The 22,761-nt window shown below is 71.9% G+C and carries 16 protein-coding genes; 2 read left to right on the forward strand and 14 right to left on the reverse strand.

Annotated features, from left to right (window positions below; translation table 11 throughout):
- Positions 1–273: 273 nt before the first annotated feature.
- Positions 274–1,116, reverse strand: a complete 843-nt coding sequence (locus ACZ434_RS06135) for a polysaccharide deacetylase family protein (RefSeq protein WP_468452345.1) — start codon at positions 1,114–1,116, stop codon at positions 274–276.
- Positions 1,113–2,048, reverse strand: a complete 936-nt coding sequence (locus tag ACZ434_RS06140; RefSeq protein WP_468452347.1) for a polysaccharide deacetylase family protein — start codon at positions 2,046–2,048, stop codon at positions 1,113–1,115. Before ACZ434_RS06140 ends, ACZ434_RS06135 begins: the two co-directional genes overlap by 4 nt.
- Positions 2,049–2,138: 90 nt before the next feature.
- Between ACZ434_RS06140 and ACZ434_RS06145 the strand changes: the two genes are divergently transcribed.
- On the forward strand, positions 2,139–3,314 hold the full coding sequence (locus ACZ434_RS06145) for a THUMP-like domain-containing protein (protein ID WP_468452349.1): 1,176 nt from the start codon (positions 2,139–2,141) through the stop codon (positions 3,312–3,314).
- Positions 3,315–3,336: 22 nt separating this feature from the next.
- Here the strand turns inward: ACZ434_RS06145 and ACZ434_RS06150 are convergent, their stop codons facing one another.
- The 11 genes from ACZ434_RS06150 to tsaB form a co-directional block, all read right to left on the reverse strand.
- Positions 3,337–3,642, reverse strand: coding sequence for a hypothetical protein (locus tag ACZ434_RS06150; RefSeq protein WP_468452351.1), 306 nt, complete (start codon positions 3,640–3,642; stop codon positions 3,337–3,339).
- A 172-nt stretch (positions 3,643–3,814) separates the two neighbouring features.
- Positions 3,815–4,876 carry an LCP family protein gene (locus tag ACZ434_RS06155; protein ID WP_468452353.1) on the reverse strand — a complete coding sequence of 354 codons (1,062 nt, stop codon included), beginning with the start codon at positions 4,874–4,876 and terminating at the stop codon, positions 3,815–3,817.
- A gap of 88 nt (positions 4,877–4,964) precedes the next feature.
- Complete coding sequence (locus tag ACZ434_RS06160; RefSeq protein WP_468452355.1) at positions 4,965–6,020, reverse strand: LacI family DNA-binding transcriptional regulator; 1,056 nt, start codon at positions 6,018–6,020, stop codon at positions 4,965–4,967.
- A gap of 162 nt (positions 6,021–6,182) precedes the next feature.
- Positions 6,183–6,665 carry a hypothetical protein gene (locus ACZ434_RS06165; protein WP_468452357.1) on the reverse strand — a complete coding sequence of 161 codons (483 nt, stop codon included), beginning with the start codon at positions 6,663–6,665 and terminating at the stop codon, positions 6,183–6,185.
- A gap of 13 nt (positions 6,666–6,678) precedes the next feature.
- Positions 6,679–11,160 carry a polymorphic toxin-type HINT domain-containing protein gene (locus tag ACZ434_RS06170; protein WP_468452919.1) on the reverse strand — a complete coding sequence of 1,494 codons (4,482 nt, stop codon included), beginning with the start codon at positions 11,158–11,160 and terminating at the stop codon, positions 6,679–6,681.
- 2,524 nt (positions 11,161–13,684) lie between these two features.
- On the reverse strand, positions 13,685–17,365 hold the full coding sequence (locus ACZ434_RS06175; protein ID WP_468452359.1) for a LamG domain-containing protein: 3,681 nt from the start codon (positions 17,363–17,365) through the stop codon (positions 13,685–13,687).
- Positions 17,366–17,433: 68 nt separating this feature from the next.
- A complete protein-coding gene (locus ACZ434_RS06180; RefSeq protein WP_468452361.1) occupies positions 17,434–18,966 on the reverse strand; it encodes an FG-GAP repeat domain-containing protein in 1,533 nt (510 codons plus the stop codon).
- Positions 18,967–19,215: 249 nt separating this feature from the next.
- Complete coding sequence (locus tag ACZ434_RS06185; protein ID WP_468452363.1) at positions 19,216–19,482, reverse strand: hypothetical protein; 267 nt, start codon at positions 19,480–19,482, stop codon at positions 19,216–19,218.
- Positions 19,479–20,576 carry a tRNA (adenosine(37)-N6)-threonylcarbamoyltransferase complex transferase subunit TsaD gene (tsaD, locus tag ACZ434_RS06190; RefSeq protein WP_468452365.1) on the reverse strand — a complete coding sequence of 366 codons (1,098 nt, stop codon included), beginning with the start codon at positions 20,574–20,576 and terminating at the stop codon, positions 19,479–19,481. Before tsaD ends, ACZ434_RS06185 begins: the two co-directional genes overlap by 4 nt.
- The gene (gene rimI / locus ACZ434_RS06195; RefSeq protein WP_468452367.1) at positions 20,569–21,126 is read right to left on the reverse strand and encodes a ribosomal protein S18-alanine N-acetyltransferase; all 558 of its coding nucleotides are present in this window, start codon (positions 21,124–21,126) and stop codon (positions 20,569–20,571) included. Before rimI ends, tsaD begins: the two co-directional genes overlap by 8 nt.
- Entirely contained in the window at positions 21,123–21,776 is a 654-nt protein-coding gene (tsaB, locus tag ACZ434_RS06200) for a tRNA (adenosine(37)-N6)-threonylcarbamoyltransferase complex dimerization subunit type 1 TsaB (RefSeq protein WP_468452369.1), read from the reverse strand. Before tsaB ends, rimI begins: the two co-directional genes overlap by 4 nt.
- 119 nt (positions 21,777–21,895) lie before the next feature.
- Between tsaB and ACZ434_RS06205 the strand changes: the two genes are divergently transcribed.
- Complete coding sequence (locus tag ACZ434_RS06205) at positions 21,896–22,444, forward strand: hypothetical protein (RefSeq protein ID WP_468452371.1); 549 nt, start codon at positions 21,896–21,898, stop codon at positions 22,442–22,444.
- Between the two features lie 12 nt (positions 22,445–22,456).
- Here ACZ434_RS06205 and ACZ434_RS06210 read toward each other — a convergent pair whose 3' ends face one another.
- Positions 22,457–22,633, reverse strand: coding sequence for a hypothetical protein (locus ACZ434_RS06210; protein WP_468452373.1), 177 nt, complete (start codon positions 22,631–22,633; stop codon positions 22,457–22,459).
- Between the last annotated feature and the right edge of the window lie 128 nt (positions 22,634–22,761).

A 22,761-nucleotide genomic window follows, 5' to 3' on the forward strand; every position in this document is an offset into this window, starting at 1 on the left:
GGGGTTAACTGTCTGAGGTGGCGACCAGGTCGATCCGTCGTCGCGGGTGCCGGACCTGCCCGTCGCGTGTGTTGGCACTCTCCAGGGGGGAGTGCCAGAACTGAGACTATGACTGCGGTTAGCACTCGGTCAAGCGGAGTGCCAGTTGCCGTGCGGCGCGTCGGCGGTGGGGGCGTTGGTCGCACCGGGTTGTGCAGCTGGCGGTGTTGCAGTGACCGTTACTGGGGGCTGCCGCCCCCAGGCCCCCGCTTCGGCCCTGAACGGGCCTCGTCCTCAAACTCCCCCAGAGGGGGTACCCCCAGACGGGCTGCTATGTGAGCGGTGCTCCTCAGGGACCCCCCACCGGCCGGAAGGCGAGTCGTGTTCGTCAGGGGCCCCCGATGGGATGCGACGCCCTGCGTAGTCCTCCAGGCGGCCCACCCTCAGCCCCCGCTGCCCCAACTCCCCCAGCAGCCGTTCCGTTCGTTGCGCCAGTGTCAGGGGCGGGGCCTCGCCCGACGGTACGGAGATGATGTCGCCGGGGGTCAGATCGTGGGGGCCGTGGGTGTAGGTGAGGTGGCCGTCGGGTTCCAGGGTGGCCCGCCACAGGACCACCGCGGCGATGCCGCAGTCGGCGGCGGCACGCAGGGTGGTGGTGTCGTACGTGCCGTAGGGCGGGCGGAAGAGGCGGGGGCGGACGCCGAAGCGGGACGTGAGCTTGCGCTGCTGGCCGCAGATCTCGGCGCGCTGGCCGGCGTACGGCAGGCCGCGCAGGGCGGCATGGTCGAGGGTGTGATTCTGCAGGCTCGCGCCGACCGCGCGCAGCCGGGCGAAGTGGGCGTAGCCGGGGCCCACCACACTGTCCGTCAGGAACATGCTGACGGGGAGCCGGCGTTCGCGCACCAGGTCGATGAAGCGGGGGTCGCGTTCGGCGCCGTCGTCGTAGGTGAGGAAGACGACCCTGTCGTCGGTCGGGATGTGGTCGACGACGGGCGGGAGGGCGGCCCGGGAGGCGCTGTCCGCCGCCGTCGGCCCTGCCGGTGCGGCGCGCCGGAGCGGGCCGTCCGACGGGGCGCATCCCGCGCCCAGCAGGGCGACGGCCGCCAGGAGGGCCGGCAGGGCCCTCCCCCGCCTCACAGGTAGTCCTCCAGCCGGGCCACCGCGTATCCCTCGGCCGTGACCTTGTCGAGGAAGCGGCGGACCATGTCCGGCATCGTGCCCTTCCAGTCGTCGCGGCCCCGGAAGTGGGTGAGGACGATGTCGCCGGGGTGCAGCGAGCGGTCCCACTCGCGGTACTCCCAGCGGTCGACGAACACCTCCTCGTTCCAGAGGGGGACGTGGGTGATGCCGCAGGACTTGGCGGCGCGCAGGGTGTTCTTGTCGTAGTTGCCGTAGGGCGGGCGGAAGAGGGCGGGGCGTTCGCCGTAGCGCTTCTCCATGACCTTCTGCATGCCGCAGATCTCGCGCTTCTGGCGGCTGTACGACAGGGCCGGCAGGTAGGGGTGGTGGAGGGTGTGGTTCTGCAGGCCGACGCCCCGGTCCCGCATCTCCTCGAAGTAGCCGTAGTCGTCCTTGACGAGGTAGTCGCTGAGGAAGGCCGTGTACGGGATCTTCAGCTCGCTCATCATCCGCAGGAACGCGGGGTCCTTCTCCTCGCCGTCGTCGATGGTGAGGAAGAGGATCTTCTCCTTGGTGGGGACGGTGGTGAAGACCGGGGGGAGTCCCAGGCGGCGGTGGCCGGCGACCTCGAAGCCGTCGCGGGTGGTGATCCTCGGCTTCCTCGCCGGGGGCGGCGGGGCCGTCCGGGGCACCTTCTTCAGGCCCCAGCGTTTCGCGGCGGCGACCCGTGCGGCGTGGGCGGCGCGCAGCTTGGTGGCGTAGGCGTCGAGGGCACGGGCCGGGGGCGCCTGGAGGGGCTGCTGGCCGCCCGCCGGTTCGACCTCGACGCCGTCGCCCTGTCCGCAGGCCGAGGCGATGGTGGCGAGAGCGAGTACGGCGAGGGCGGTCCGTACACGCACACGTACGCCACACCTCGGCCGGTTTTTATCGTTTTGTCGTACTGCTCGCATGGGGCCGGATCCTCGCAGCCGGACGCCCCGGACCCGGCCCGACACCGCGGCCGGAGGCGTACGGTCCACCGACTGGCCCACAATGACCCGGTGAACGACCTCGCCCCGCTCCTCACCCCCGAAGGCCGCGCCCTCCTCGACGAGGTGCGCGACACCGACCCGGCGCGCGAACTCGCCGTCGCGACCCGGCTGCGCCGCGAGCACCCCGCCGAACTGGTGTCGGCCGCGCTCGGCCAGGCGCGGCTGCGGCAGCGCGCGGTGGCGAAGTTCGGGGCGCAGGACGCGCGGCGGATGTTCTTCACGCCCAACGGGGTCGAGCAGTCGACGCGGGCGAGTGTGGCGGCGTACCGCGCGGGGCGGTTCAGGGAGCTCGGCGTGACCTCCGTCGCCGACCTGTGCTGCGGGATCGGCGGGGACGCGATCGCGCTGGCCCGCGCCGGGATCCGCGTCCTGGCGGTGGACCGCGACCCGCTCACCGCGGCGGCCGCCCGGGCCAACGCCGACGCGCTGGGGCTGGCCGACCTGATCGAGGTGCGCGAGGCGGACGTGACGGAGGTGGACACGGCCGGCTACGACGCCGTGTTCGTCGACCCGGCCCGGCGCGGCGGGCGGGGGCGCATCTTCGACCACGAGGCCTACTCGCCCCCGCTGTCCTGGGCCGTCACGGCGGCCCGTACGGCATCCCGCGCCGCCGCGCTCAAGGTCGCGCCCGGCATCCCGCACGAGGCGGTGCCCGCCGGCGCGGAGGCCGAGTGGATCTCGGACGGCGGGGAGGTGAAGGAGGCGGTGCTGTGGTTCGGCGCCGGGCAGGTGGCCCCGGTACGGGCCACCCTGCTGCCCGGCCCGCGCACCCTCGCCTCCCGGGGCCTGCCCGACCCCGCCGTACGCCCGCCCGGCCGGTACCTGTACGAGCCCGACGGCGCCGTCATCCGGGCCCATCTCGTCGCCGAGGTCGCCGAGGAACTCGACGGCGGGCTCCTCGACGCGACCATCGCCTACATCACCGCCGACGAGCACCGCCCGACGCCGTACGCCACCGCCTACGAGCTCACCGACCGGCTCCCCTTCAACGTCAAGAAGCTGAAGGCGCTGCTGCGGGAGCGCTCGGTCGGCACCCTGACCGTCAAGAAGCGCGGGTCGGCGGTCGAGCCGGAGGAGCTGCGCCGCAAGGTGCTGCCCAAGCCGCACGGCCGCGAGTCCGTCACGGTCTTCCTCACCCGTGTCAACGGCGCCCCGACCATGCTGCTGGGCCACCCGGTGCGCTGAGAGGACGGTCCGGGCCACCGCCTCAGGACGCGACGATCTCCTTGCCGATCGCGAACCCCTTGGCCGGCCCCTCCGGGATCACCGCGTCGGTGCCGTAGGGGACCCGGTGCTCGTCCACGTACGTGGCCTTCTTCCCGGCAGGGCACGTCAGGACGGTCACCGCCCCGTCGTCGTCGAAGTCGTCGACGATCACGTACACCGGAATGCCGGCCCGTGCGCACTCACGGCGCCTGCGGACGCGGTCGCGCTGGAGATTGCGGTGTCCGGGCGAGGCGACCTCGATGGCCCCTTCGATGATCTCGGCCCGGTAGCCCTCGGGGAGATCCATGGCCTTCCACGCCTGCCACAGGACCTCGTCCAGATCGGAACCCGGCTCGGAAGTGTGGGTGCGGGCGCCACTGCGGCACAAGCGACACGGTGACGCTACGCGTCCGGGACGCACGCCGTGCCGGGGCCGGCCTCGATCAGCCGAACGGGTGATCACCTCGCCTCGCCTCGCCTCACCTCAGTGAGGCCCACAGCTCGCTCGCCTCCGGCTCGTCCGCCACCACGCGGTTGCGGTCCCAGGGCGCGGGGACCACCGGCATGGTCACGGTGGTGACGCCATGGGAGGCCAGTCCCTTCAGGCTCTGCCCGAAGCGGGTCAGTTCGCCGAGCGAGTCGAGGCCGGTGTCGGTGGTGAGGCTGCCGGTGGCGGCGTCGGCGACCTCGTACAGCCGGGCGGGGCTGGTCAGCAGGTCCTGCCGGCCGACCTGCTCCAGCAGCGCCTTGACCAGCAGTTGCTGGAGCTCGATGCGGCCGAGGTCGCTGCCGTCGCCGATGTCGTACCGGGTGCGGGCCAGGGCGAGGGCGTCGGTGCCGTCGAGGTGGTGGGTGCCGGCGTCCAGGGTGAGGTGGCTGCGGTCGTCGTCGATGTCCTCCTCCGTGGTGACGGTGACACCGCCGAGCGCGTCGACCAGGCGGGCGAAGCCGGCGAAGTCGATCTCGATGTAGTGGTCCATCCGTACGTCCGTGAGCGTCTCGACGGTCTTCACCGCGCACACCGGCCCGCCCACCTCGTACGCGCTGTTGAACATGGCGCCGGACGCGGGGCGCGTCGACTCCCCGTCGGGCAGGGGGCAGGAGGGCCGGTCGACGAGGGTGTCGCGCGGGATGCTGACCACGGTCGCGGCGGTCCGTCCGGCGTCGAGGTGGACGACCATCGCGGTGTCGGAGCGGGCGGTGCCGCCCTCGCCGCCGCCGAGTTCCCGGTTCTCCTCGCCGCTGCGGGAGTCCGAACCGAGCACCAGGATGTTCAGCGGCCCGGTCGGCAGCGGCTCGGCGGCGGACTCGGTGGTCAGGGGCCTGGCGGGGCGGTCGTCGCCCAGGGCACCGTTGATGTCGACGCTGCTGATGTTGTCGTCGAGCTGCCAGTACGCCCAGCCTGCCGCTCCGGCGCCCAGCAGGAGCAGGCCCGCCAGCGAGAATCCCGTGATCCTCAGTGCCCGCGCCCGGCCCCCGGCCCGTATGTCCGCACCGCCGGTGCCGTCGTTCCCCTGATGTCCCGTCACGGGCAGGAACATAAGTCCGAATTATGACGAGCGGCGACTACCGGACAGATTTTCTTGTGAAATTCTCAGACTTCCAACAACTCGAAACTTTCGAAGCGGCTCAGGCCCCGCCCGGTGCCGCCGTACTGCTGCGCACCACCAGACTCGTCGCCAGCTCCACCCGGGTCGCCGCCGGGGCGGCGTCCTCGCCCTTGCCGAGGTCGAGGACCAGCTTGGCCGCCGCCTCCGCCATCTCCGTCAGCGGCTGCCGTACGGTCGTCAGCGGCGGCCCCACCCAGCGGGCCAGGGGCAGGTCGTCGAACCCGACCACGCTCAGGTCCTCCGGGATGCGCAGTCCCAGCTCGCGGGCGGCCTCGTAGAGACCGAGCGCCTGGAGGTCGTTGCCGGTGAAGATCGCGGTGGGCCGGTCCTCGCGGCGCAGCAGGGCGAGGCCCTGCCGGTAGCCGGCGTCGTGGTGGAAGTCCCCCGCGACGATCAACCCCGGGTCCACCGGGAGCCCCGCCGTCTCCAGGGCGGCCCGGTAGCCGTCCACGCGGGCGCGGCTGCACATCATCCGGGAGGGGCCGCTGATCGCGCCGATCCTGGTGTGGCCCAGCTCGACGAGATGCCGGGTGGCGGCGAGCCCGCCCTGCCAGTTGGTGGCGCCGATGGAGGGCACGTCGGTGCCGGGGTCGCCGGCCGGGTCCATCACCACGAACGGGATGGAGCGGCTGGTCAGCAGCGCCCGGCCGGACTCGTCGAGGCCGGACAGCACGAGGATCACGCCGTGCGGGCGGCGGGCGGCCACCTGATCGGCCCAGGAACGGCCGGGCGTGAGCCGACCCGCGCTCTCGGAGAGGACCACGCTCAGCCCCGCGTCCCTGGCCACGTTCTCCACGCCCCGGATGACCTCCATCGCCCAGGCGCTCTCCAGCTCGTGGAAGACCAGGTCGATCAGCGGCGAGCGGGTCGCCTCGGCCCGCCGGCGCCGGTAGCCGTGGGCGCGCAGCAGTCCCTCGACCCGGCTCCGGGTGCCGGGAGCGACGTCCGCCCGCCCGTTGAGGACCTTCGAAACAGTCGGTGCGGAGACGCCGGCCTCACGCGCGATCTCGGCGAGCGTCGCGGTCTGTGCGCTGCGCCCTTGCGTCCGGGTTTCAGCGGGCTGCGGGGAAGTCATGCGCGCGATCGTAACCCCGCCCGCCCCCATGGCGAAGACCTTCGCACGCCGTGAACCACCTGAACATTCGCCACACGACCCGCAACATTCGGACACCTGGCGTCAGGCGAGCCCACATCCGCCCGGGGCCGATCCGGGACCCGACCGTCCCCGCCGGCACCCTCAGGCGGGGATGTCGGCCAGTTCCGGCGGCGTGACGGACACGTTGACGATCTGCGCGATCGCCTCCAAGCTCCACGGGCCGGAAATGGTGATCCACGCCATCTCGCACTCCAGGCCGGCCTCGCCCCACCTGCCTTCCCAGCTCCGCAGCGCGTGCATGCGCGCCTCGGCCGGCCAGCCGGATCGCCGGGCAGGCAGCAACGAGACGTCGACGCCGTCGACCAAGCATGGTCCCGTCTCCTGCAGATCCCCCATGCGCAGGTAGCGGATCCGTGCAAGATGCAGCCAGACCGGCGCGTACGGCCTGCCCTCCTCCACGAACCCGAGCGTCAGGTCCCCCTCGGGCCGATCCGCATCCATCTGGCACACCGCCGTCTGAATACAGTGATCGGCCCATCGAGCGGTGATCCCCGAGATCGCCTGAATCTTCCGGGCGTACGAACTGCACGCGTCGGCTTCGTCGACTCCATTGAACTCGTTCACCGTTCACACACCCCTATGGGCAGTTGCTGAGATACTCACCCGTGTCTTTGTGGTCCTGCGTCGAAGAATAAGGACTCCCATCGGGATTCCAACGCTGCGGACGGTTCTTAACGTTCGGACCCATGTCCACCATATTGGTTCTCACGACACGACCGTTCGCCATTTCTATGGACACCTTGTTACCCGAGGCGTCCTTGAAAGTGGCCCAGGCCCCTGAATCCCCAGTGGGCCCCGTCATATCGAAGCCATTGGCCCGAAGGGTATCGTACGCCCGGGTTTGCGTCATGCCATTCATATTCGGAAGAGGCGGGAAGGGAGTGACCTTTCCACCACTATTGTGAACCAGAATGGGCGTCGTGCCCGCAGCCACATAGTACGTGTGAATATCGGCGACGGTGAGATCGTTCGTGCGCTGCCGCTGTTCGAAGTGGCGCAGGCCGGCGAGGGTGGCGGTGTCGCCGGTCGGGGTGCGGAGGGTCATGCCCGGCTCGAGGTCGCCGGCGTCGATCCACTGCCGTTCGGACTCGACCCAGAAGGGGTGGGTCGTGGTGGAGATCAGGGCCGCGGCGCCCTCGTCGGTGGCGATGGTGAGGTCGACGAAGTCCTTGTCGTCCTCGGTGACGATGGTGGCGACGACCTCGCGGACCGTGGTCTCGCCCGTCTCCGGGTCGGTGACGGTGACCTTGTCGCCGAGCTCGATGTCCTTGATCGGCTTGCTGGTGCCGTCGGCGAGAAGGACCTCGGTGTCGGGCAGGAAGCTGTGTTTCTTGTTGGCCGGACAGCTCGTGGCCTCTTCTTCCTTGCCCTTGCCCCGGTTCTTCTCCGCCTTCTTCTTGGCCGCCGTCAGGGCGTCGTCGGCCTCGTCGAGGGCCTTGGACTCCTTCCACGTCCGCCTGGCCCCGCCGATCAGGTCCTCCAGGAGGCCCCAGACCTTCTTGGCCAGCGCGGCACCCTTCTTCCAGTTCCAGAAAGCGCCGTACTTGATCGCGAGCTTGCCGACCAGACCGCCGACGAAGGAGCCGGCGACATTCAGCGCGGTCTCGCCGCACGAGCCCAGGTCACCGCTGGAGAAGCAGTCCAGGGCGGCGTCGATGCCGAGTTCGTCCTTGGCTATCTTGACGAGTTCCTTGGCGGCCTGCTTGGTCTGCTGCTTCGCGGAGTTGTACCGCCGCTCGGCGCTGTTCTTCTTCTTCTGGGCCGCCCTCACATCGTGGTAGGAGTTGCCGTACTTGCTGCGGGAGATCTGGTTGAACACCCAGGTGACGACCTTGATCAGGCTGTAGAAGAAGCCCACGAACAGGCCCGACGGGTCGGAGAGGGTGACCGGGCTGTTGTTGGCGTAGGCGTAGCCGTTGATCTGCTGGGGCTGGGTGAAGTCGACGACGGGGTCGACCGAGACGAACCTGCCCAGCTTCGGGTCGTACTCGCGCGCTCCGATGCTCGTCAGACCCGTCTGCGCGTCGACCGTGCCGCCGACGAAGCCCTTCTCCCCCGGCCAGCTCCCGGTCGCCTTGCCCCGCTCCACACCGTAGGGGTCTAGGCGGCGCTGTCCGGTGATCGCGCCGGTGACGGCGTCGATGGCCAGCTCGCCCGTGCCGTGGTGGTCGGCGGCCAGCCACGACAGTCTGCCGTCGTCGGTGCGGACGGCGACGGTCTGGTCCGCGAAGGAGTAGTACCGGGTGGCCTCCACCTCGCCGCCCGCCTTGGCCAGGCTCAGTTCCATGCCCGGCAGGTAGACCGTGGTGGCGGTGGCGTCCTCGCGCATGACACGGTTGCCGGAGGCGTCGTACACATAGGTCGCCTCGCGGCCGTCCGCCTCGACCGTCTTCGTCAACTGGCCCTCGGCGTCCCAGTCCAGCTTCTGGGTGTCGCCGCCCAGCACCCGCTCGGTGGTGTTGCCGGAGGCGTCGTAGCCGTAGGTGGTCTGACGGTCGCCGGTCGGGGTCTCCTCCACGACCTTGGTGACGGCGTGCGGTCCGGCGCCGTTCTCGCCGTAGGTGTAGGTGCGGGTGACGTCCTTGGCGGCGTCCAGACCGGTGTCGTGGACGACCTCCTTGAGACGGTTGCCGAGGGCGTCGACGCTGTACGACTTCCAGTACGGCGCCGGGCCGCCCAGCGGGTTCTCGCCCGGAGCCGGGCCGCACGCGGCCGGGGCCGAGCCGCCCAGTCCGCCGCCGACCGTGCCGGAGCCGGTGGCCTGCCCGGCGGTGGCCGCCGGGGTCCAGGCGTCGGCCAGCCGCTGCCCGGTGTCGTAGGCGAAGCACTGGACGTCCGGGGAGCCGCCCGCGGTGTCGGAGATGGAGCGGACGTTGCCTGCCTGGTCGTAGGAGTAGTGCGCCTCCTTCAGCGGACCGGTCGCGCCCTCGGTCCTGACCGCCGACCGGGTCAGCCGGTCGGTGCCCTTCTCGTGGTCGAAGTTCTGCCAGGTCTTCTTGCCGCTGCCGGTGGAGAGTTCGAGCTGCTGGAGCAGGCTGGTGGTGGAGTAGCGGGTGTCGGTGACGTAGTCGGAGAGGGTGCTCGTCATCGACACCGGACGCTGCAGCTCGTCGTAGCCGAACTCGAAGGCCTCGGCGGCGAGTCCGCCCGCCGCGGGCATGCCCATGCCCCGGACGGTGCCGTCCTGGTTGTAGGTGGTGGTGAACTGGTAGATGCCGGCGAGGTCACCGGTCGAGGACGGCACCGAGTAGGCCGTCTGCAGCGGCTGGTAGAACTCGTCGACGGTCTGGACGACCGCGGCGAAGGACTGCCCGCCGTCGGTGTACCGGTACGAACCGTAGGCGTGTCCCAGACGGCCGGCCCTGTCGTACTTGGTCTCGGTGAGCTTGGTGCCGGTGTCCGGCGCGCCCTCCCAGGTCGTGGTGACCCGCCCCAGGGCGTCGTGGACGGTGGAGATGGTCCTGCCGCGGGCGTCGGTGGTCCGGACGGGACGGTCGGCCGCGTCGTAGACCGTGGTGGTGGTGCCCGCGTCCGGGTCGACGGCCTTCACCTGACGGCCCAGTTGGTCGTACTCGTAGCGCCAGGCGTTGCCCTCGGCGTCGGTGACCGTCTTCGTCCGGCCGGCCGGGGTGTACGTGTACCTGGTGGCGTCGTAGCCGTTGCCGGGGCCTTCGGCGCCGTCCGGGTTCGGGCTCTCGCCCTGGTAGTGGCGCAGCTCGGTCAGCCGCCCGGCCGCGTCGGTGATCGTCGTGACCGCCACTCCGCCCTTGGGCGGGTCGATGTGGGTGCGGTCGCCGTCGTGGACCGTGGTGGTGCGCCACTTCTCCAGGCCGGCCACGGCGAAGATCTCCGCGGTGACACGGCTCAGGCCGTCGTACTCGTACAGCGTCTGCGCGCCGACCTCGCCGTTGGTGACGGTCAGCAGTTCGTCCGACGGCGCGCCGGACGCGTTGTACGTCGCGTTGGTCTTCCGGACGTCACCGGTGCCGTCGTAGAACGTGTCGGCGACCATGCGGGAGCCGTCCGGCCCCTCGGTCTGCTTCTGCCGCGGGCGCAGCAGGCTGTCGTAGAGCTCGTACTCGATGCCGTAGGTGCCGCCGTTCTCGATCTTCTCGGTGCTGACGGCGACCGTCTTGTCCTTGCGGACGTGGTAGCCGTACTTGATGCTCGGCGTCTGGGACTTCCGCCGGTCCGGCAGCCAGACCGAGGTCAGCCGGCCCAGCGCGTCGTACGCCAGGTCCGTGCGCCGGCCGTTGGGGTCGGTCTGCCCCGTCGCCTGGCCGCGGGCGGGATCGTGGTCGGTGGTCGTGGAGTGGCCCAGCGCGTTGGTGACCTTGGTCCTGGAGATCAGCCCGTTGACGTCGGTGTACGCGGTGCGGGTGGTCGAGCCGACCGGGTCGGTCTGCAGGGTGGGGCGCCCGAAGGCGTCGTACTCGGTGGTGCCGCTGACCTGGTAGGTGCCCTTGGTGCCGTCGTGGGACGCCAGCCGCTCGGTCCTGGTGGCGTCGCCCCTGCTGGGCGCGGCCCCGAAGGCGCCGCCGTCGTAGGAGGTGCGCTCGTCGGCGATGACCTGTGTGCGGCGGTCGGGGGTGGCGGCGCAGTCGACGGAGACGGACTCGCTGCGGGAGGGCAGCTCGTAGATGTTCCTCGCCGGGTTGTCGGCGTACCACAGGCGGACACAGCGGTCGTCGGCGTCCGTGGCCAGGTCGCCGAGTTCCTCGGTCCTGAGCAGCCGCCCGGTGGTGGTGTCGGTGTCGTACGTCGACTCCGACCTGGTCCTGCGCCAGGTGCCGTCGGAGAGCAGTTCGTGGCCGCGGGTGGTCTTCAACCGGACGACGGTGGCCTTGGTGGTGGCCCAGGACCTGGTCTGGGTGGCGGTGTCGTGCTTCCACGGCTCGGTGAAGACCCTGGAGACGACCTTGCCGCCCGTTCCCTTGTCGTAGGTGGCCGCCTCCAGTTCGAAGCCGCCGTACTCCTCGTGGTCGGTGTACTCCACCCCCGAGGAGTCGGTGACCTTCACCGAACGGGTGCCGCCGTCCGGGTCCTTGTCGCCGTGCATGCCCTGCAGATACGTGTAGTCGACGCGAGTCTCCGTCACCTCGCCGTTGCCGGCGGTGACGGTGACCTTGCCGTAGCCCTGCCACTGGCCCCAGGTGAGGTACTTCGCGTCGGTGATGCCGTCGGGTTCGGCATGCCGCCAGGCCGCCGGTCCCTTGTACGCGTAGCGGGTGACCAGGTCCTCGCCGCCGCCGGTGCGGTCGGTCTGGGTGATCTCGGCGACGACGTACTTGTGGAACCAGTCGGTGATCGGGTCGATGTGGCCGGGCGGTGCCCATTTCACCGGGTAGCAGCGTTTGGTGGACTTGCCCGGCTCGGGCAGCGCGCCGGCGGTGCACTCGGTGGGGGCGTAGGTGATGTCGAGCTGGGCGCCGGTCTCGCTGAGGACGGTGGCCAGCCGGTAGCGGTGGAAGGCGTCGATGTTGTCGCCGTCCTTGTCCACCCGGTTCTCCAGCTGGATGCCCTGGAGGTCGACCGTCGGCAGCTCGATGTGGTTCTCGCCGGCCCGGCCCTCGTGCTGGATCCTCGACAGCCACAGCGTCTTGGAGTCGTCGCCGTTGTCGAGGAAGCGGTGGGTGAGGGTCCACGCGTCGACGTCGTCGTAGGTGTTCGCGCCGGTGCGCATCTGGGTGGTGATGCCGGTCAGCCGCTTGGTGGTCCAGAACGAGGGAGCCGCCTGTCCGGCCTTGCAGCGGGTGCCGGCCCTGCACTCCAGGTCGACGGGGACGTCGGGCCAGTGGGCGGCGTCGGCGGTGGTGCGCTTGTCCTCGGCGCAGGTGAACGTGGCGGTGGGCAGGCAGCGTTCGGCGACGGTGAACTTCACCCGGGCCGGGGCGCCGGCCGCGTACACCTGTTCGTGGCGCTGACCGTAGTCGATGCGCTTCAGGTGGCCACCCCGGTGGTAGGCGGTGCCGTTCACGTCCGTCTTGCCGTTGAGGGCGTAGTGGTTGGTCTCCGCCTCGTAGAAGTACGACATGACGTTGCCGTGGGTGTCCTTGACGTAGTCGAGGTTCCACCGCCAGGCCTGCTTGCAGTGCGCCTTGGTGAACGTGGCGTCGTAGCAGGGCTCGCCGGAGTCGTCGCCGAAGACGGGGACGGTCCAGGCGGAGTCGGTCTCCTCCTTGCCGGAGGTCCAGCCGGGCAGCCGGTCGAGGCCGAAGTGGTACTCGGTGCCGTCGGGGGTGGTCACCTTCCAGTGCTCGCCGTCGTCGTCGCCGTTGACGGCGCCGGTGAGCTTCTCGACCCGGGCGCCGCTCTCCCCGGTCATGTGCCACTTGCCGGTCCTGTCGTCCTTGATGAGCTGGGCGGCGCTGCCCTCCAGGACGATGGTGGCGTTGTCGTGCGCCCAGCACTGCTCGGCGGAGTCCTTGTGACCGTCGTCCGCGCAGGGCTTGTAGGCACGCTCGACGTAACCGGGTTCGTAGCCGAAGCCGTCACCGATCCAGGAGCCCTGGTTGTTGGTGACCGCGGTACGGCCGTCCGCCGTCTGGGAGGAGTAGCCGAGCCCGATCGTCGGGGTCAGACCGCCCGGCGTGGGCACCGTGCGCAGCGGGTAGCTCCAGGAGAACCCGCCGGAGGAGTTGGCCACCGACCAACTGGCCGACGGCGCCAGCGGGGTCGCCTTGTAGTCGCCCTTGGCGGACTCGGTCCCCGAGACGAGGGCGATCAGCGTGGTCGCCTCGCCGGCCTGGGCGGACAGGCCCGCCGCTTCCGGTTCGGCGGTGACCCGCGCCGTCACCGTCCGCTCGGCGGTGTCGTTCTCCGCGGCCAGCGGTACGGGCAGTTCGGGGCACTCGGCGCTGCCCGGCTCGGCGGTGGCGGCGCAGCCGGGCAGCCGCACCAGGCGCAGCCGGGCTCCGTAGTCGCCGCCGAAGCCCTCGGCGAACGCCGAGTAGTCGACGGAGAGTTCGACCGCGCCGGCCTGGTCCGCGCCGTCGGTCCTGCTGATCCCCAGCACCGCGGCGCTGTCCAACTGCCGGGCCCGCTCGCGGTCCAGGGAGGTGACGCGCACCTTCGCGGGAGCGGCCGAGGCGCTCCTTCCTTCCGCCTTCCGCGCGCCGTCCCCCGCCCCCTTGGGTGCTCCGGCCTTGCTGACCGTCACCGGCAGTCCGCCGACTTCGGTCCCGGTGGCCTTCCCGGGGGCGCCGACGGCGATCTCGGCACTGCCGGCCGCCGGCCAGCTCGCCTTGTCGAGGGTTCTGACCGCGGCCTTCGCGTTGGGGTCCGCGGGCCGTGGGGCGGCCTTGGCGTCCCGGCCCTCGGCGGGGTCCGGTGACTCCTGGACTCCGGGGCGGCCTCCGCCGGCGCTCCGGTCGGCCGGCGGCACGGCCTCGGCCGTGGTGGTGACCAGGGTCAGACTCAAGCCCAGCACGATGGCGCCGACGGCGCGTTGAGGTATGCGGCGGCTGATCAGACGGCCTCTGAAGGGGTTCACCGGGGCTTCTCTCCGCAGGTCCGAAGGCGGGTTCAGGTCGCGAGGCTCGGGGCCGGGGGGAGCCGGCCGGTGGCCGGTTCCCCCCGTGGGGCTACAGGTCGGGGACGGCGGTGAGCTGGCTCATCAGGCTGACGCCGGACGCGTCGACCGCTCCGCCGTACACGCGCACCTCGTCGAGCGCGCCGGCGAAGTACTCGCTGCCGCCGCCCTGGGCGGAACGGCCGACCTGGAGTCCTCCGACGGCGGGCCACAGGGTGTCGTCCTCGCCGTACGCGGTGGCGGCCAGCTGTCCCTCGACGTACAGGCGCAGCTCGTTGGCGAAGGCGTCGTACACCACGGCCAGATGCTGTCCCGCGCCGCCACTGGCCGGGAGTTCCTGGTCGTTGGTACGGACGACGGTGGGCGCTTCCGCCGCGTCCTCCCGCGCCACCTCCAGCTCCCACTGTCCGGTGGACGCCTGGTAGCGCACCACGACGCGGTCGGTGTTCTTCCCGGGCAGGGAGAACACGGTCTGCGACTGCTCGGAGTACTCGTTGGTGAGCTGGGCGCGGGCGGTGATGGTGAAGCTGCCGTCGCCGGTCACCGGTGGAGCGTCGGTGGCGGCCCAGTCGCCGTCGCCGTCCAGGACGAGGTGGCCCTCGCCGACCAGTGCGGGGACGTCCTCCAGCGGGTCGGCCGGCCGGTACACGGACGCGTCACCGCCCAGGGCCAGTGGCCGGCCGCCCGGCTGGACGTTGCCGGTGCTCCCGGCGGTGGCCTCGTCCAGCGGCCAGTAGCCCTTGCGGTCGGGCTTCACGGTGATCAGCTCGGCGACCTGGGCCGCGGGCAGCACCCGGTCGAAGACCCGGACGTCGGCGAGGTCGCCGGTGAAGTGGTCGCGGTAGCCGGACTTGGCCGTGGCGCGCCCGATCTGGAGGGTGCCGTAGGAGGCCCACGGCGAGCGCCGCTGGACGGTCTTCTTCAGCTGCTGGTTGACGTAGATGCTCAGCTGCGGTCCGCCGGCGGCGTGCGCGTCGTAGACGCCGGTGAGCAGCACCCACTGGTCCTTGAGGACCGTGACGCCCGCCGAGGCCTTCCAGTGTCCGAGGGTGTCGACGTCGCTCACCGGTGTCGAGAAGGCCCACGATCCGGCCGTCGCGTCGTAGCCGAGGGTGAAGCCCGGCTCGCCGGTGCCGTCCTGGCTGACCACGACCATGTCCCGGTCGAGCGCGGTGGGCCGGACCCAGGCGCTGACGCTGAAGCTGCTCCCGGTGTCCAGCACCCTGGTTCCGGAGTCCAGGTAGGCGTTCTCGCTGCCGTCGAACCGGGCCGCGCCGTCGACTCCGCCGCCGGGGCCGGTGACGCCGAACCGCACGCCGGAGCCGGCGGCCGCCGGGTAGCGGCCGGACTCGTCGTGGGCGTCGACGGTGCCTTCGCCGTCCGCGAGGTTCCACTGTGCGGTGACCGGGCGGCCGTCGGTGACCAGGAACTCGTACTGGGCGGGCACGCTGGAGTTCTTCGCCTTGTCGTACGCCTCGACCGTCACCCAGTGGGGTCCGGCGGACATCGGTGTGAAGGTCACCGAGGCGGGGCCGCCCGGGCCGGTGGCCGCGATCTGCTCCATGGGCCCGCCGTCGAAGCTGTAGCGGTACTCCATGACGTCGCCGTCGGCCACGTCGTCGTTGGTGTTGGGCGTGAAGGTGAACGTGCCCACCGTGCCGACGCCGTGGTGCCACACCCCGTCGTCCGGGTACTGCCCGGAGGTCACCGCGGGGGCGCCGGGCCGGGTCGGGTCGTAGACGATCTCGCAGCGCTGGGCGTCGCCGTCGTAGCTCCAGCCGCCCCAGTCGTCGCCGTCGTGGGCGCGGGCCGACCAGTAGATCACCGAGTTCGGCTTGAGGTCCTTGGTGACGTCGGACTTCATGGTGTGGCTGAAGGAGGTGCCGACGTTGGGTGCCTTGTGGCCGGTGTCCTGGGTGTAGGAGCGGGACGTTCCGTCCTTGGCGGTCCAGTCCACCTTGAACTGCACCTTCACCGTGTCCGTGTGGGAGGAGGTGTGGTCCGGGTCGCGTGCCTCGGTGCGCAGCTGCGGCAGGACGTCGGTGTAGGGGCGGTTCGCCCCCCACACGCACTTGCCGCCGGGGCTGGTGGACATGTGACCGGTGCTGATCTGCTTGGGCGGGTTGTTGTAGCCGATCTTCAGATAGGCGTTGCCGCAGATCCGCTTCCAGCCGCCGAAGCCGCCCTCGTCCTTCGCCCGCAGGCCCAGCGTCATCGATGTCCAGCCGCCGGAGGCCGCCGCGCTCACCTCGTCGACCAGTTCGCCGCCCTCGAAGTGCAGGTTGGCCTGGCTGGAGCACTTGGTCGGGGAGATCTTCCTGTCCACGGTCTGCAGGAAGTCGTCCCAGTCGTCCTTGGTGTTCGACCAGTCGCTGCCGGAGTTGACGGCGTAGTTCTTGCCGCCGATCCGGTAGAGGTCGATCGGTTCCGCGCGGGCGTCGGCCCAGTAGACGTGCTCCACCCGGGCGGAGAAGCTGACGTTCTTGATCGACTTGTTCTTGTAGAACGACATCGGCATCGTGAACAGCAGCCGCCGTACGCCGACGCCGTTGCAGGAGACCGGGTTGTAGTCGGTGGGGCACTTGCCCGCGCCGGCGCTGCCCGAGTACTTCCAGTCCTGCTCGCCCGGGATGCCGGACATGACGCCGGTCCAGGCGCTGCGGGAGGTGGTGCGCTGGATCGGGTCGATGACCACCGGGTAGACGGTGTCCTTACCCGTCAGCAGTTCCTGGTCCGGCACGAGGGTGAGCCGGTCCGCGGTCACCTCGATGCCGACCGGCGCGGTGCGGCCGCCCGGGCCGGGGCCTTCCGCGGCCGCGGCGGCGGACGTCTCCCCGGCGGACCCGGCGGACCCGGCGGTCACGGCGGTCACGGTGAACGCGGCCGGCTCCGCGCGGCCGGGGGCGGTGGACCGCTGCTGCTCCGGGCCCGCCGCGCCGGCCTGGTCGGCGGAGTCCCACATGACCGGCTTCCCGGCCTCGAAGACCGTCCCGCCGACCGCCGTGTCCACGGCCTGGAGCGCTCCGTCCGCGCTCTCACGGACCTTCAGCCCCTCGGTGCCCAGGCCGAACTCGATGCTCCGCAGCTCCGGGTCGGCGGCCGCCTCGGCCGTCTTGACGACCAGCAGGTGCGCCAGGCCGTCCACCTCGGCGCGGGCCACCAGGTCGACGCCGGGAAGCACGTCGGGGTAGGTGGCGGAGCCGCCCTCGACCCGCGGCTCGGGCAGCGGCCCGCCCGGCCAGCTCAGGGCGTACTCGCGGCCCGCCTTGCGCATCCGGGCGAACGGCCCGTCGCCGCCGCCGGAGAACTCCACCTCGACGGTGGCGGCCTTCGGCGACCAGGTTCCGTCCGCGCCCCGCACCAGGGTGGTGTCGACGTCGACCCACTTCCCGCCGCGGACGGCGTGGACGGGCTCGGTGTACTCGTAGGCGGTGAAGGAGCCGTCGGGTTGGGCGAAGACCTCGCGCCGCTCCTGGCGCAGGCCGGCCACCTCCACCGGCTCGCCGTTCTCCTCCGCGGCGGCCTGGGCGAGTCGCTCGCTCTGCTGGACCCGCGCGTACGTCCCTGCCGCCGTCCTCACCGGGGTGGCGGCCGCCGTGCGCGCCGTGTCCCGGACCTCCTCGGCCGCCCCGGCGCCGGGGGGCGCGGTGGGACCGGTCACCAGCAGCACGGCGAACACGCCGGCGACGGTCGCGGTGCGGCGCGCACGACGCCGCGGCCGGGTCTCGATCACGTTCCTGTCCTCGGTTCTCTCGGGTCCGCCGGTTCCGTCCGGCCTCGGCCTGTCGCCTCGTCGCGCGGTCACTCGACCACCGCGCCGAAGGCGCGACCGTCGGCGGGTACGCCGTCCTGGCCGGGGCGGACGCCGGTCACCGGGCCGGGCCGGCCGGAGAGCAGACTCGTCCACGGCACGCCGTACACGCCCCGGTCGCTCTCCGGCCCGTAGGGCACGCCGATGTGGAGCCGTTCCCGGTCGGCCGACAGGCCGGTGCCCAGGTACTCCCGCGGTCCCGGCAGTCCGGGCAGCCCGAACTGGCCCTTCTCCAGCCAGACGTCCGTGTTGCCGGGTTCACCGACCAGGGGGAAGATCTGGACGCCGCCCGCGTCCCGGGCCGCTTCCGCCTCGATGTCCTCTCCCGGGACGCCCACGGCCAGCAGGACGGTCTCCGCCGTCCCGACGGAGCCGGGCGCGGTGTTCACGGCGGTGAGGTGCTGACCGAACTGGTCGCCGGCCTCGCCGACGCCCGTGACCTCGGCGAAGGACTGGTGGATGTCGGCCGTCTGGGTCACGGCGCCGGCGGCGTTCACCCGCAGGGCGATGACCCGCCCGGCGTCCTCGCCGGTCGCGAGGTCCTCCCCGGGAACGCCCACGGCGAGCAGCGTCTCGTTGGCGGACGAGGCGCCCGAGGGGCGGTACGGGACGGCGGCGAGCGCCGCGGCCAGCCGGTCGCCGGCCTCGGCGACGCCGTTGATGCCGGGGGCGTCCTGGTGGACACCGGCCACCGGGGTGGGGATGCCGCCGGAGTTGAGCGTGTGCTTGAGGATCTGCAGGCCGCCGGAGAAGGCCTGGTCCCCGATGGCCTCACCGGGGTTGCCGACGGCGACATGGTGCGGTGAGGCGGCCACCGCATAGCCGAACCGGTCGTGCTCCTCCGCGTCCCCGGAGACACCGGCGGTGTTCTGGGTGAACCCGGCGTTCGTGCTGCCGCGCAGGTAGTGGGCCATGCCGCTGTCCACGACGGTGCCCACGTCCTCCCCCGGCACGCCGATCACCAGGTACGGCTCACCGGAGGAAGTCGCCCCGGCGGCCAGGGCGTGGCCGAACCAGTCACCGGCCTCCGCGGCGGTGCTCCCGATGTTGCCCGAGCCGCTGCCCTGGAGGTATTCGCGCACCGCCGTTCCGGTGGCCAGGCCGCCGGGCGCCCCGTACAGGATCTGGACGAGGCCCGCGTCGGCCTGGTCGTCGAGGTCCTCGTACGGGATGCCGACGACCAGGTCGGTGCAGCCGTCGCGGTTGTGGTCGAAGGTCGCGAGGGTGTGACCGTAGCGGTCCCCCTGCTCCGACGCGCCCGGGATCCCCGCCGTGTCCTGCGAGATCGTGGTGACGCCCTTGCCGCCGCCGTAGGCGATGTGGACCGCTCCGGCCTCGGCCCGCCCCGAGACGGTGGCCTCCGGATCCGCGATCGCGACATCCCGTGTCCCGTCGCCGTCGAAGTCCGTCTCCTGGCCGGCCGTGCATCCGGCCGCGGCCGCCGGCGTCGCGGTGAGCACGCCGCCCGGAAGCGACATGGCGGCCACCAGAGCCAGCCCGATCACGCTCGTGCGGGTGCGCACACGAGCCCCCTCCCCCGTGAAGATCCTGCGAAAGGCATGAAGCCGCGGTGATCATTCCGAGGGCGCCACGAAATCGTCAAGAACCTGACAAGTTACGGCTGAAAATGATCGGAAAATGGCCCGCCCGGACATCGGGCGGGCCACTGCCGGCTCCTCATCGGCACACGGAAGCCCAGGTGGCAGGCGGGATCGCAGTCTCCGCATCCGGGCCGCGGACGACGGTCACCCGCATCCCGGGAACCCCGGCGTTCAGTCGGCTCCCAGCGACTCGAACCGCCACCGGTGCACCGGACGGGTGATCAGCTCGCCGGGGGGTTCCGGGAGTTCGGGGAGGTCCGGGTCGTCGTACGGGGCGTCCCACCAGGTGATGACCAGGACGCGGTCCTGCGGGGCGCGGAAGGTCTCGCGGCGCGGGGGGCGCCGGGTGAGCTCCCGGACCCGCTCCTCGGCCCAGGCCACCAGCTCGGGTCCCCGGCCGGGCACCGCGCGGGCCTCCCACATCAGCGCCACCGTCATGAGTACAGGTTCTCCTTGGCGGTCTCGTGCACATGGTCGTGGGTGTGCGAGAGGCCCGGCACGTGGGGTTCGGTGACCGGGAGGGAGGAGTCGGCCGAGAGGTCCCAGTCGGAGGCCGGGCGGTTCCGGGCGACCATCTCCGCGCCCAGCGCGGCCACCATCGCGCCGTTGTCCGTGCACAGCTTGGGGCGGGGCACGCGCAGCCGGATGCCGGCCGCCTCGCAGCGTTCCTCGGCGAGGGCCCGCAGCCGGGAGTTGGCGGCCACACCGCCGCCGATCATCAGATGATCGACCCCCTCGTCCTTGCAGGCCCGTACGGCCTTGCGGGTGAGGACGTCCACGACCGCCTCCTGGAAGGACGCCGAGACGTCGCGCACCGGGACCTCCTCGCCCGCGGCGCGCTTGGCCTCGATCCAGCGGGCCACGGCGGTCTTCAGCCCGGAGAAGGAGAAGTCGTACGCCGGATCGCGGGGGCCGGTCAGTCCGCGCGGGAACGCGATCGCGTCCCGGTCGCCCTCGCGGGCGTAGCGGTCGATGACCGGGCCGCCGGGGAAGCCCAGGTCCATCACCCGGGCGATCTTGTCGAAGGCCTCGCCCGCCGCGTCGTCGATGGTCGCGCCGAGCGGCCGGACGTCGGAGGTGATGTCCGTCGAGAGCAGCAGGGAGGAGTGGCCGCCGGAGACCAGGAGGGCCATGGTCGGCTCGGGCAGCGGGCCGTGCTCCAGCTGGTCGACGCAGATGTGCGAGGCGAGGTGGTTGACCCCGTACAGCGGCTTGCCCAGGGCGTAGGCGTACGCCTTGGCCGCCGAGACGCCGACCAGCAGCGCGCCCGCGAGTCCGGGGCCGGCGGTGACGGCGATGCCGTCGAGGTCGCGGGCGCCGACGCCCGCCTCCTTCAGCGCGCGCTCGATGGTGGGGACCATCGCCTCCAGGTGGGCGCGGGAGGCGACCTCCGGGACGACGCCGCCGAAGCGGGCGTGCTCGTCGACGCTCGAGGCGACGGCGTCCGCCAGCAGGGTGGTCCCGCGCACGATGCCGACACCGGTCTCGTCGCAGGAGGTCTCGATCCCCAGTACCAGGGGTTCGTCAGCCATGGATCTCGGTTCCTTGTACGCCGTTGTCGGGTTCGGCCGGGGTCACGGAGGTGGACGGGTCGGTCAGCCGCATCACCAGGGCGTCCACGTTCCCCGGCTGGTAGTAGCCGCGCCGGACGCCGATGGTCTCGAAGCCGAAGCGCTCGTAGAGCTTCTGGGCCCGGACGTTGTCCACCCGGCACTCCAGCATCACTTCGGCGCACTCGAACGCCGTCGCCGCCCGCAGCAGCTCGGTCAGCAGCCGTGCGCCCAGGCCGGTCCCCCAGTGGTCCCGGGTGACGGCGATGGTCTGGACGTCGGCGCCCGCGGCCGGGCCCTCGTCGGACTCCGCGCCGGAGGTGGTCAGGCCCGCGTAGCCGACGATCCGGCCGCCCTCCTCGGCGACGAAGTAACGCCGGGTCGCCCCTGGGCCGCGCGCATGGGCCAGCTCGGACCAGAACATCCCGCGCGACCAGGCGTCCTCGGGGAACAGATCCCGCTCCAGCTCCAGTACGGAGTCGATGTCCCACCAGCGCATCTCGCGCAGCACGGCCGTCTCGGTTCCCGTCACTTGGGGGTGACCACCTTGTAGTTCTTGGGGACCTGGGCGTCGGGCCGGCGCAGATACAGCGGCCGGGGCGCGGGCAGTTCCTCGCCCGCCGCCAGCCGCTCCGCGGCCAGCCGGGCCAGGGCGGCGGCGCTCACGTGCTCGGGCTCGTACGCCCTGGGGAAGGTGTCCGGGTAGAGCAGCGCGCCGGCGCCGACCGCGGGCAGGCCCGCGACCTGCTCGGCGATGTCGGCGGGCCGGTCGACGGCGGGCTCGGTGAGGCGGGTGCGGGAGTCGGCGTAGCGCGCCCAGTAGACCTCCTTGCGGCGGGCGTCGGTCGCCACGACGAAGGGGCCCTCCAGGTCGGCCGCCCAGGCCAGACCGTCCAGCGTGCACACACCGTGCACGGGCACGCCCAGCGCGAGCCCGAAGGTGTCCGCCGTCATCAGGCCGACCCGCAGCCCGGTGTAGGGGCCGGGTCCGGTGCCGACGACGATCCCGGTGACGGCGTCCAGCCGCAGGCCTGCCTCGGCGAGGACCCTGTCGACCGCCGGGAGCAGCAGCTCGCCGTGGCGGCGGGCGTCCACCTGGCTGGACGAGGCGATGACGTCGTCGCCGTCGTGCAGCGCGACGGTGACGGCGGGGGTTGCGGTATCCAGAGCGAGCAAGAGCACGCGAACAGCCTACGGCTCCCGCGCCCCGCCCACGGCCGCGGCGGCCGGACGGTCACGTACTGCTACCGTCACGACGGCATACGTACATAAAGGCGCAGAGCGGGACAGAGGTGACGGCGATGTCAGGCACCAGCTCGATGATCGTGGCGGGGCTGACCGCGGCGGCCCTCGCGACGGTCGGTGTCCTCGCCCACCAGGCGGCGGCCAACGTCCCGCCCGAGCTGCGCCACCCGGCGGCCGGAGCCGCCGGAGCCGTACGCAAGGCACTCCCGGACAGGGGCCACCCCGCCGCCCTGCCCGCGCGGTCGGGTGCGGGCAAGCGGGTCGTCTACTCGCTGAAGGCCGACCGGGTGTGGCTGGTGGAGGAGGCCGGCACGGTGCGGCGCACCTTCGGGGTCAGCCCCAGCACGGTGGACCCCGGGCCGGGCGTCTACCGGGTCACCTCCCGGTCCGGGAAGGTCACCGGATCGGACGGCGTCCCCATCGAGCACGTCGTGCGCTTCGCCGACGTCGACGGCACGGCGATCGGGTTCAGCGCGGCGGTGGACGGTTCGGCGCCGGTGCTCGACCCGCGGGAGCGGACGGGCGGCATCCGCGAGACGCGTGCGGACGGCGCGGCGATGTGGACGTTCGCGACGATCGGACGGACGGTCGTCGTCGTGCCGTGAGGCCCGGTGGCGTCACGCCGCCTCGTGGTGGTCCCGCACGACCGGCTCGGCACGCCGGGGCTCGGGAGCGCGGGGTGGGGTGGAGACCGCGGCGGCCGCGGCGCAGGCGGCCAGCAGATCACGCATGGGCACCCCGGAAAGCTGCTGCGGCTGGGCCGTGGACCCGGACGGGTTCTGGGTGGCCGGCATGGACGCCTCCTGAGGGCCGGGGGCCGGACGTAGTTAGGTACACCTAACTACGCACTGGGTACCATGTGACCACGCCGGAGACGCCGAACGCAACCGTTTGCCGACACCTTGTCGGAATGTACGGGCGC

The organism is Streptomyces sp. NPDC030893 (assembly GCF_055571535.1).